Origin of the sequence: Anaerocolumna sp. AGMB13025 (genome assembly GCF_029689925.1) — a bacterium.
GTDB lineage: Bacteria > Bacillota > Clostridia > Lachnospirales > Lachnospiraceae > Anaerocolumna.
The window spans coordinates 2,621,116-2,631,926 of the sequence record NZ_CP121445.1; the positions used below are offsets into that span (position 1 = coordinate 2,621,116).

Below are 10,811 nucleotides of genomic sequence, written 5' to 3' on the forward strand. Positions count from 1 at the left end.
CTTATTATGAACATTCTTCTTCCTATCTATTTTACTCGCAGATTATAATAATTTCAATCAGATAATGAGAAACATCTTAGGGAAACAATTGTAATCTGATTCTATCTTTCATCGTGACTGCTTTTTAACATATTCTGATTCTTTCTTTACCTCACAGCGGTTTTGAAAGTGGTGTGACATGACCTTTGGTTCGAATAAAAAGCGACATAAATGCAAAAAACGGCAGTTATGTCGCAAATCTATAATCCCTGACTATAATTATCTATTATATGATATATTTAAATTTTTTCCGGTTCGTCGTAGGTTTCGCCGAATACTTCTACCGTTACGGATTTCATAACCTGAGGATCCAACGGACGATCGGAATAATCTGTTTTTGTATCTGCAATTTTGTTAACAACCTCAAGGCCTTCTATTACTTTACCGAAGCCAGCGTAAGAACCATCCAAATGAGGAGAATCTTTATGCATAATAAAAAACTGTGAACCTGCAGAATCCGGCATCTGTGATCTTGCCATTGATATAACACCTGCAGTATGTTTTAGGTTGTTTTCAAAGTGATTGTAGGAAAATTCACCTTTAATTGAGTAACCAGGTCCTCCCATACCAGTTCCCTCAGGATCCCCTCCCTGAATCATAAATCCACGTATAACCCTGTGAAAAATAATACCATCATAAAACTTTTTCTGTACTAATGAAATGAAATTCTTAACAGTATTTGGGGCAATGTCTGGGTAAAGCTCGAGTTTAATCACATCGCCATTTTCCATTTCGATTGTTACTATAGGATTTTTCTCTGCCATTTTTTTTATCCTTTCTAAAGTCAAATGTTTACATTGGACAATTATAACATATATTATGTTGAGTGTCTAATTAAATTATTAAATATTGTATTTGTAATTTACTTACTATTTACGTGTATTTAACGAAGAGGACTTGTAATATTACAAAAGCAAATCTGGGACAGGCTGCTTTTTATGAATAGTTCGGTTATATTTTAATACGCCGTGGCATACTAAAGGAGTTGAAATCAATATAAAAGGAGTGATAAGTACAATGCCTTTACCGTCTAAAATAAGAGAAAATAAAACAGCCAATTATTTATTGTATTATATAGTACCCTTTACCGCTGCCTTTCTGGTGCTGCAGTTTCTCATATATCATCCATTTGCAGAAAATAACAAATCGTTTATCTGGGATTTGGACGGTCTCAATCAGCATTATCCGGCTCTGGTATATTATAGCCGGAGATTAAGAGACCTTCTTGAAGGCAAAGGTTTTCCTATGGTGGATTTTAGTATCGGCATGGGTTTTGATACCTTGACTACACTGAATTATTATGCAATTGGAGACCCATTAACCCTTTTATCAGTTTTTGGTAAAGCAGGGAGTATGGAGGTGATTTACCGGTTCCTTATTTTGTTTAGAATTTACTTATCTGGTATCAGCTTTATCTTATACTGTATCTATAGGAAGAAAGAGAGCTTTCCTTCGGTGGTTTCCGCTCTTATTTATATTTTTTGTGGTTATGTATTGTTTGCTGGGGTCAGACATCCTTATTTTACTAATCCATTTATCTATCTGCCCCTCCTTTTTATCGGTATAGAATTTATTCTGCGAAAGCAAAAACCATATTTATTTATTATCATGACTTTTATCAGTGCTTTAAGCAATTTTTATTTTTTTTATATGATAACTATCATACTTGTCGTATATGGGGTTATCCGATTTTATCACATTTATTATTATAGTTCCAAAGAAAGTGCCTCTCTGCTTCCAATCCATTCATCAGGGCAGGATACTCCTCCTGCGGTATCTTATACTACGGAGTCAGCTGCTTTAAAGGGAGAAAGAAACGGTTCGTTTTGGAAATCACTTATTAAAACTGCTTTGCGGGCAGGTATCTTTTATCTCCTTGGGATTCTTATGTCTGGGATAATTCTGCTGCCGGTGATTGCAGCGTTTTTTAACAATGGTCGGCTAAACAGCGGATATCATGTGAATCTTCTTCATTACAGCCTGGGTTATTATGCCATGCTTACCGGGTCTTTCCTGGCTCCTAATATTACGCCGGGATTCTGGAACCAGTGTTCCTTTGCTTCGGTTATACCGATTGCTGTTTTTGTTGTATTTCGCAGAAAGAAATACAGGGAGTTAAAGCTTTTTTTTGTACTTGGAACAGTTTGTCTTATGGTTCCTTTTATCGGGTATGCGATGAATGGTTTTTCTTATGTGGCCAATCGCTGGATGTTTGGATACTGTTTTTTGACTGCCTATTTATTTGCAGCTGTTTATGAGGATATCTTCCGGCTAAATAAAACGGATAAAGCTTTATTAGGGATAGGAACCCTTATTTTTGGCGCACTTGGGCTTTTAAAACCGAATGGCTATGTTCTGTATTCTTTTCTTATTCTTTGTGTAACAACAATCTGCATCCTATTATTAAATACCTATAAAGTTTCGGTTCATCTGCAAAGAGCTGTAGTTTTTATACTGATATTTTGTAATCTGGGGGTAAACGGCTATTTGACCTATTCAAGTAAGTTTGGAAATTATGTTGAAGAGTTTGTTGATGCAGGAAGTGCGGATAAAACAATTTTAAATTCGGCGGTGGGTATGATACCGGCAATCCAGGATACTTCCTTTTACCGGGTGGAAACCTACGGGGATAAACCGTTAAATGAAGCACTTACGTTAAATTTTCATGATGTCAGCGGTTATTACAGTATTATGGATAAGCGTGTTTCAGAGTATATGAAAGGCCTGGAACTGTTAAGCCAGAAAGCTGCTTACCGGTTTGATAATCTGGATTACCGTACTGTTCTTAGTACCCTGGCAGGTGTTAAATATCTGGTTACCTCTAATAAATCAACAGCGCCTTATGGATATGATTTAATAAAGAGGCAGCAAATCGACGGCAAATCTTACTATCTGTTTGAGAATCAGTATGCCCTGTCTTTGGGTTATACCTATGGGCAATATATAACCAGAGATGAATATGAGAAACTTAGTCCGCTGCAAAAGCAGGAGATAATGCTTAAAGCTGTAGTCTTAGAAAAACCGCTAGATTATCTGAAAGAGACTAAAATAACAGAAGCAGCGGAGGATAATTCAGCACTTAAGCAGAGTTGGTTTTCATCTGAGGAGCTGCCGGTTACCCTTACCTGTGGCGAAGGAATGACACTTAATGGTGAGTATATAGATATTACGGATCCTGGGGCAAAACTTACGATCCAATTTAATGGATTGGCAGATTCAGAAACTTATCTGGGGCTGGAGGGTTTTCATATTAATGATACGGATTATTATGCGGTGAATTTTAAGATAAAGGGTGAGAAGGAAGCTGCGAAACTGATTAATGTTCGATCCGACAGAAACAATGCATACTTTGGAAAAGAGGATTATTTAATTAATTTAGGATATGGGAGGAGTCCTATGAAGTACTGCGAATTAAGCTTTCCTCAGACAGGCAGATTCCATATCAGCAGTATCAAGGTTTTTGGACTTCCAATGAACAATTACGTACAACAGGTCAGTGAGAGAAAGAAGGGGGAACTATATCATGTCAACGTCCAAAAGAATCATGTTACAGGGACGGCGGAGGTTTTGAAGGATTCCTTTATTTGTCTGACGGTACCTTACAGCAAAGGCTGGCGTGCCTATGTCAACGGAGTAAAAACAACCCCCCTCCAGGCCAACGTTATGTATCTGGCTCTTCCGGTTAGAGCCGGCACGAATGAGATCGAATTGTATTATGAGACTCCTTTTCTAAAAGCAGGAGCAGCGGTTTCGGTAACCGGTTGGTTTTTGTTTCTGTGTTTAATTTTATACGACAGGATAAAAAGAGGAAAACGTGGGAAAATATAGTATAGATGAAAGAGCTTTATGATTTGATGGATTAATAATTAGAGATTGATGGGAGATTGATAGGTGATTGCAAGCTATATCGATATAATTTTGCAGTTTCCTAATAAACTATGAACGATAGGGCATAAAGGAGAGATTAGATTTGGACAAGATATCAGTAGTTGTTCCCTGCTATAATGAAGAAAAAGTGATATCCTTATTTTATAGGGAAATGAAGTTTGTAATGGATAAGATGGATTATGTTGAGTTTGAAATTATACTAATTGATGACGGTTCCAGGGATAAAACACTGCAGATTATGAAAAGATTACAGGCAAAGGATGAAAGAGTAAAATATCTGTCATTTTCGAAAAACTTTGGAAAAGAAGCAGCAATTTTTGCAGGACTTGAGAATTGTACCGGAGACTTTGCTGTTATGATGGATGCAGATTTGCAGGATCCCCCAAGGTTATTGGAAGAGATGTACCACTGTCTTAAAAGTGAGGGTTACGATTCGGTAGCTACCAGAAGAGTCACCAGAGACGGTGAGCCTAAGCTTCGGTCATTTTTTGCCAAACGGTTTTATCATCTGATGAACCGCATTTCAAAAACAGATATTGTAGATGGTGCCAGGGATTACAGGCTGATGAACCGGCAGATGGTAGATGCGATTATAGAGATGAAGGAGTACAACCGATTCTCCAAAGGTATATTCGGCTGGGTCGGTTTTAAGACAAAATGGCTGGAATACGATAACGTAGCCCGTGCCGCTGGCGAAACCAAATGGTCTTTCCGTAAACTACTTTTTTATTCCTTTGACGGTATCGTTGCTTTTTCTACAATGCCTTTGGGAATTGCATCTTTTTCCGGGCTTTTTTTATGCGTTTTATCCTTTATCAGTATAATAATAATTATGATTCGATATCTGATTGGTGTAAAATCAGCTCATGGATGGTCTTCTATGACCTGTATTATTTTATTTGTCAGTGGATTTCAATTGTTTTGTATGGGAGTACTGGGACAGTACCTGGCGAAAACTTATCTGGAAGTAAAAAAACGTCCTATCTATATTGTGAAGGAAAAATGTTTATAATTGAGGTTAAACCTGATATAGGGAGAGCAGAAGCTGCATTGATAATGGTGCAAGGCGATTATTTTGCAGTCTGCGGTAAATTTTAATGAATGTTTTATTAATTATGCAGAATTATATTCAAACTATGTGAGAAAGGGCAGCTGTAAAATGTAGGTTATAGAACCAGGGGCTGTTGCAAAACGTAGGTTATAGAACCAGGAGCTGTTGCAAAACGTAGGTTATAGAACCAGGAGCTGTTGCAAAACGTAGGTTATAGAACCAGGGGCTGTTGCAAAATATAGGTTATAGAAGCAGGGGCTGTTGCAAAACGTAGGTTATAGAACCAGGGGTTGTTGCAAAATATAGGTTATAGAACCAGGGCTTAGAATAAGGATTATATTTTATAAAAATTGTGTTCCAAGATTGCGCGAATATGCGGCTGCATTCTCTTTCTTGCAGCCATTCGCGCATACTTTCCACAAAATTTTTATAAAATATAATCCTTATTCTCTCCCTGGTAATTTAGTCTTTGGATTAGCAACAGCCCCAGGTAATGTAGTCTTTGGATTAGCAACAGCCTCGTTTTGCGTGTAATTTGAATCAAAGTATTACAGCTGATTTAGTATCCTGGTTTCATATAGTTAAGTGATGAAAGTTTATTTTTATAAACTAACACATAATAAGTTGACAATTTAAATAAACTAATATAATATATGTTTATGATTAGAATAAGCAATCAACGGAGAGGTTTACTATGAAGAACGATTGGACTGATTTAGAAATAGAAGAAATCAAGAACGGTTACCGGTTCGATAAAGAGAATAATAAATATTGCTGCAATCATTGCGGTAAAGAGTTTTTTACAGGCGAAATCTATCAAATCGAGAATCGTTTTTTTGACAGTAAGATGGGGGTAACCCTTCATGTCACAAAGGAGCATGGCTCGGTTTATGATATGCTGGCAGTTTCGGAGAATAAATATCTGGGACTGACACAGAATCAGAAAAATTTGTTGGGATTAATCAATGCGGGGCTGACTGACAATGAGATTGCCAAGGAACTTGACCTATCGCCCTCAACGGTGCGGCATCAGAAGTTTATGTTCCGGGAGAAGGCGAAACAGGCAAAGATGTACCTGGCAGTTTATGAACTGGCTCTAAAAGGTAACCCGCTTCATGAGAACCTTATTAATATCCACAGTACTGCAACCATGGTAGATGACAGATACATTACCACCACAGAGGAAAAAGATAAAATAATCAAAACAGCCTTTGCGTCCCTGGCTCCGTTAAAATTGATTGAATTTCCGGCGAAGGAAAAGAAGAAAATCGTTATTCTGCAAAAAATAGTGGAACAGTTTGACCATGGCAGAAATTATGAGGAGAAGGAACTGAATCAGATATTAAAAGGGATCTATCATGATTATCCCACTATAAGGCGCTATCTGATCGAATATGGCTTTATGGACCGAACCAAGGACTGCAAGGAATACTGGCTGTTGTAAGAAGAATAGAAAGGAGCATATGGCTGTATTATACGATTACACCATATATATGATTATGAATATTGATAATTTTTTAAATGAAGACAATAAGATTAAAACCTGGCCCTCTAAGCGGGAGTTAAAGATAGCGGTTTTATCCTATCTTTCCGAAAAGTTTGAGAAAGGGACTTACTATACAGAAAAGGAAGTCAATGAAATTATAAAAACCTGGCATACCTTCGGAGATTTTTTCCTTTTACGGAGAGAACTCATTGATAAAAAGTTCTTATCCAGAACCAACGATGGTGCAACGTATTGGAAAGAAGAGAACGAATCTCTAAAAGGTTAATAATGGATAAACGATAAAGACTTTGGACCAGGCTGTGAAATATGTAATTCCTGGTCCAAGGTTTTTATCGTTTTATCACGTAAACTATAATTTGTATACATATTTCCTGTGATACTGCCTTTACAAGGTTCCTGCTAAATTTTCCGTTCATACGGATTTAGCTGCATACAGTAATATATTTTCTTTCGTAGCCTGATTCCTTGGCAGATCGCAGACAAGCTTTCCAGAATTAAGGACAAGAATCCTGTCGCACATACCTAAAATTTCATCGATGTCAGAAGAGATGAAGATAATGGAGGCGCCCTTTCTGACCATATCTACCATACAGTTATAAATATCTGTCTTGGAAGCAATATCGACACCTCTGGTCGGTTCATCCATAATATAAATCTTTAAATGACTCATCATCCATTTGGCAACCGCTGTTTTCTGCTGATTACCGCCGCTGTAAGTCCTAAGCAGATCATCGGTATTGCCGGGCTTAATACTAAGTTTTTCTACATAAGAACTGGTCACGTCCGTTAGTATGTACGGATCGATAATCATACCTTGGACAAATCTTGTCAGGGAAGAAATGGATACATTATTCTCGAGATCAAGACAGCCAAATACAGAAGAGTTAATACGGTCTTCCGGCAGTAATGCAATTCCGGCTTTGATTGCATCGTAAGGCTCATGGATGTTAACCGGGGTTCCATTTACTTCAATACTCCCTGAGGAAGGTTTGGTTTCCCCGAAGATACATTTTGCCATAATGGAACGACCAGAGCCTACGAAGCCGGTAACTCCAAGGATTTCCCCTTTTTTAAGATTGAAGTTAATATCGGTTAATACCTGACCAAAGGACAGGTTCTTAACAGAAAAGATGGTTTTCCCCAAGGGGATATCAAGCTTTGGATAACGATTTCCATGAGTTGTCATAGCCATCAGATTAATTATCTCATGAATAGTGGTTTCTTTCACATTTCTGGTACCAATTATCCTGCCCTGATGGATTACCGTCACCCTGTCGGCAACGGTTTCTATTTCATCTAGAAAATGTGTGATATAGATAATTGCTTTATTCTTACTTCTTAGTTTATTAATCAGCTGAAATAAAATTTCCTTTTCCTGCAGGGTAAATAATTCGGAAGGTTCATCAAAAATAATTATATTAGCATCCGATACGAATGCTTTTATGATCTCAATCAGATGCATCTGGGCAAATCCAAGACTGCCAAGAAGTGTCTGGGGATTCAGTTTAATATCCAGCCTTTGAAATAGTTCGCTGCAATCAAACATCAACTGGTTAAAATCAATCCAATGAAGGAATTTGTTTTTATAGGGCATTTTGTCTGCGTAAATATTTTCAGCAACGGTCAGGTTCGGATATAGGGCCAGATCCTGTAATACGGTGTGAATTCCTATTTTTTTGGCTTCGTAAACAGAGTTTACATTGATCTCCTGACCATCCAGATAAATAGTACCGCTGTCTTTTTTGAAAATGCCGTTGATGACATTAATGATCATTGATTTTCCTGAACCATTCTCACCAATTAAGGCATGAACTTCGCCGTAATATAAGTCCAGATTAATACTTCTTAATGAAAAATCTTCACTCAGGTATTTATTGATATCTTTCAGTATCAATGCCGGCACATTCATGATGAACCCCCTCAACATTATAAAGTGTCCTGGCACTCAGTCCAGTAATTTGCTAAACCTTTGTACTAGCTTTATACATTTCCTTCAAAAGCATCAATTGATGTAAATAGTTGAATGTTGCTGTTAAATATTAAGTTCTTATAATCATCCTTAATTCGTGAATTGGTAATCAGACGATCAGCAATACGCTGTGCTTTACCAACACGGTAAAAGGAGTTTTTCTCAAAAGCATCTGCGGTTAACAGCAATATCTTTTGCTCTGCATTATGGGCGGCCTCCTGGATTAAAGAAGCCATGTCAATGCTTGGTACCGTTAATTCCAGTTCTCCTGAGATGCCGTCAATATCTATAAAAAGTTTTGATACAAAGAATTTATTCAGGTTATTTATGGTTAGTGTGCCAAATACCGCATTATACCGGTTGTCAATGTCACCTCCGAGGAGTATGACTTTGATGGATTTGAAATTAGAAAGCTCCATGGCAATCGTAATATCATTCGTAAGTACTGTGATATTATTTTTGCTGCCCAGTTTTTTTGCGATGTGAAGGTTGATAATCCCATTGGTCAGCATAATGATATCGCCGTCTTTAATCATCTGAACTGCCACATCTGCGATTTCGTTATAGTCAGCCGGGTTATAGCCATCAACAGCATATTCGGAGTCATCATCGTTATTATTAAGAACCGCGCCGCCATGAGTCCTGGTGAGAAATCCCTCCTCCTCCAGTTTCTCAAGATCTCTTCGAATGGTTACTTCAGAGACATTCAGCATATTACTTAAGGTACTTACTTCTGCCTGATGATTATTTTGTATGTAATTTTTGATTATTCGTATTCGCTCAATCGCAAACATATATTACACATCCTTAAGTAACGTTAAAAGTTTTTATTATAGTATAAACCGTAAAGATACAAGTATCATACGGCAATATAATCGGATTTACCAATAATAAATTAAGTATAAATCATCTTAATAAAAAATGCAATAGTAATAAAAACGTAACAAAGCGAAAGCATATTATTACAGATAGTTTCGATGATAAGTAAGAGATATTCACTTCAATTGGGTAATGTGCATAAAAAAGTAATAAATTTATAAAAATATATAGTAAATGTATTGACATTAAAATAATAAAATGATATTATCAAAACACAGAAACGTAAGTAAACGAACATAAACACACATTAACGTTAGTGCAATTGTTCAAAAGCTTTATGTTTTTGTAGATTTACATAATTAGCTGTGCTAATCAGCAGAAGCTAATAAAAAACTAAGTTCATAAAAAGGAGAGAGGTATTATGAAACTGAAAAAGTTAATCGCATTGGGGTTAGCAAGTATGTTTGTATTTTCATTGACGGGGTGTGCAAAGACTAATAATGATAAGTTAGTTGGTGTAGCAATGCCTACCAAGTCGTCACAGCGCTGGATACAAGACGGCGATAATATGAAAAAGCAATTGGAAGCACAGGGGTATACCGTTGACTTACAGTATGGGGAAGATAGTGTTGATAATCAGGTAGCCCAAATCGAGAATATGATATCAAAAGGAGCCAAAGTCCTTGTAGTTGCCTCCATTGATGGTTCGGCTCTGACAGACGTTTTGAAAAAAGCGGCCGATGCCGGAATTAAGACAATCGCCTATGACAGATTAATCCGTGATACGGATAATGTTTCTTATTATGCAACGTTTGACAATAAAAAAGTTGGTCAGCTCCAGGCAGAATCCATTGTTAAGGGTCTGGATCTTGCGAATCAGGCAGGTCCGTTTAATATTGAATTATTCGGCGGTTCACCGGATGATAACAATGCTTATTTCTTTTATGACGGTGCAATGGAAGTGCTTCAGCCTTTTATCGATCAAGGCAAATTAGTAATTAAGAGCGGCCAGACCGGAATGGATAAGGTTTCAACCCTTCGTTGGGACGGTGCTACCGCACAGGCAAGGATGGATAACATCCTAAGCGCTTTCTATACTTCTGATAAAGTAAGTGCAGTATTATCCCCTTATGATGGTATCTCTATTGGTATTATTTCTTCTTTAAAAGGTGTAGGTTACGGTTCTACTGATATGCCGATGCCTATCGTTTCCGGACAGGATGCGGAAATACCATCCGTAAAATCCATTATTGCCGGCGAACAATATTCTACTATCTTTAAGGATACCAGAATTCTTGCAGAAAAATGTGTAAAAATGGTGGACGCAGTTTATAAAGGAACCGAACCGGAAATCAATGATACAACGTCTTATGACAATGGTGTGAAAGTAGTTCCTTCCTATCTGTGCGATCCGGTACCGGTAGATAAATCAAATTACAAGGAAATCTTAATTGATTCCAACTATTATACGGAAGACCAGTTAAAATAGTGAAAAGATTAAGCTGGGTACAAGATTGTGCCCGTATAAAAGACTGTGC

At 37.3% G+C, this 10,811-nt stretch carries 8 protein-coding genes; 5 read left to right on the top strand and 3 right to left on the bottom strand.

Annotated elements, in window-relative coordinates; genetic code table 11:
• Positions 1 to 278: 278 nt before the first annotated feature.
• On the bottom strand, positions 279 to 803 hold the full coding sequence (locus tag QA584_RS10665; RefSeq protein WP_278274502.1) for a peptidylprolyl isomerase: 525 nt from the start codon (positions 801 to 803) through the stop codon (positions 279 to 281).
• Positions 804 to 1,056: 253 nt separating this feature from the next.
• Here QA584_RS10665 and QA584_RS10670 point away from each other — a divergent pair, with 253 nt between their 5' ends.
• From QA584_RS10670 to QA584_RS10685, 4 genes are all read left to right on the top strand, one after another.
• The gene (locus tag QA584_RS10670) at positions 1,057 to 3,867 is read left to right on the top strand and encodes a YfhO family protein (RefSeq protein WP_278274503.1); all 2,811 of its coding nucleotides are present in this window, start codon (positions 1,057 to 1,059) and stop codon (positions 3,865 to 3,867) included.
• 142 nt (positions 3,868 to 4,009) lie between these two features.
• On the top strand, positions 4,010 to 4,939 hold the full coding sequence (locus tag QA584_RS10675; RefSeq protein ID WP_278274504.1) for a glycosyltransferase family 2 protein: 930 nt from the start codon (positions 4,010 to 4,012) through the stop codon (positions 4,937 to 4,939).
• 733 nt (positions 4,940 to 5,672) lie between these two features.
• Entirely contained in the window at positions 5,673 to 6,422 is a 750-nt protein-coding gene (locus tag QA584_RS10680; RefSeq protein WP_278274505.1) for a DUF2087 domain-containing protein, read from the top strand.
• Between the two features lie 19 nt (positions 6,423 to 6,441).
• Positions 6,442 to 6,750, top strand: a complete 309-nt coding sequence (locus QA584_RS10685; RefSeq protein WP_278274506.1) for a DUF2087 domain-containing protein — start codon at positions 6,442 to 6,444, stop codon at positions 6,748 to 6,750.
• Positions 6,751 to 6,897: 147 nt separating this feature from the next.
• Here the strand turns inward: QA584_RS10685 and QA584_RS10690 are convergent, their stop codons facing one another.
• Together QA584_RS10690 and QA584_RS10695 are read right to left on the bottom strand one after the other, a co-directional pair.
• Complete coding sequence (locus QA584_RS10690) at positions 6,898 to 8,394, bottom strand: sugar ABC transporter ATP-binding protein (protein WP_278274507.1); 1,497 nt, start codon at positions 8,392 to 8,394, stop codon at positions 6,898 to 6,900.
• Between the two features lie 71 nt (positions 8,395 to 8,465).
• Entirely contained in the window at positions 8,466 to 9,248 is a 783-nt protein-coding gene (locus tag QA584_RS10695; protein ID WP_278274508.1) for a DeoR/GlpR family DNA-binding transcription regulator, read from the bottom strand.
• A 446-nt stretch (positions 9,249 to 9,694) separates the two neighbouring features.
• On the opposite strand from QA584_RS10695, the gene chvE reads away from it, so the two are divergent.
• Positions 9,695 to 10,762, top strand: coding sequence for a multiple monosaccharide ABC transporter substrate-binding protein (chvE, locus tag QA584_RS10700; RefSeq protein WP_278274509.1), 1,068 nt, complete (start codon positions 9,695 to 9,697; stop codon positions 10,760 to 10,762).
• Positions 10,763 to 10,811: the final 49 nt, after the last annotated feature.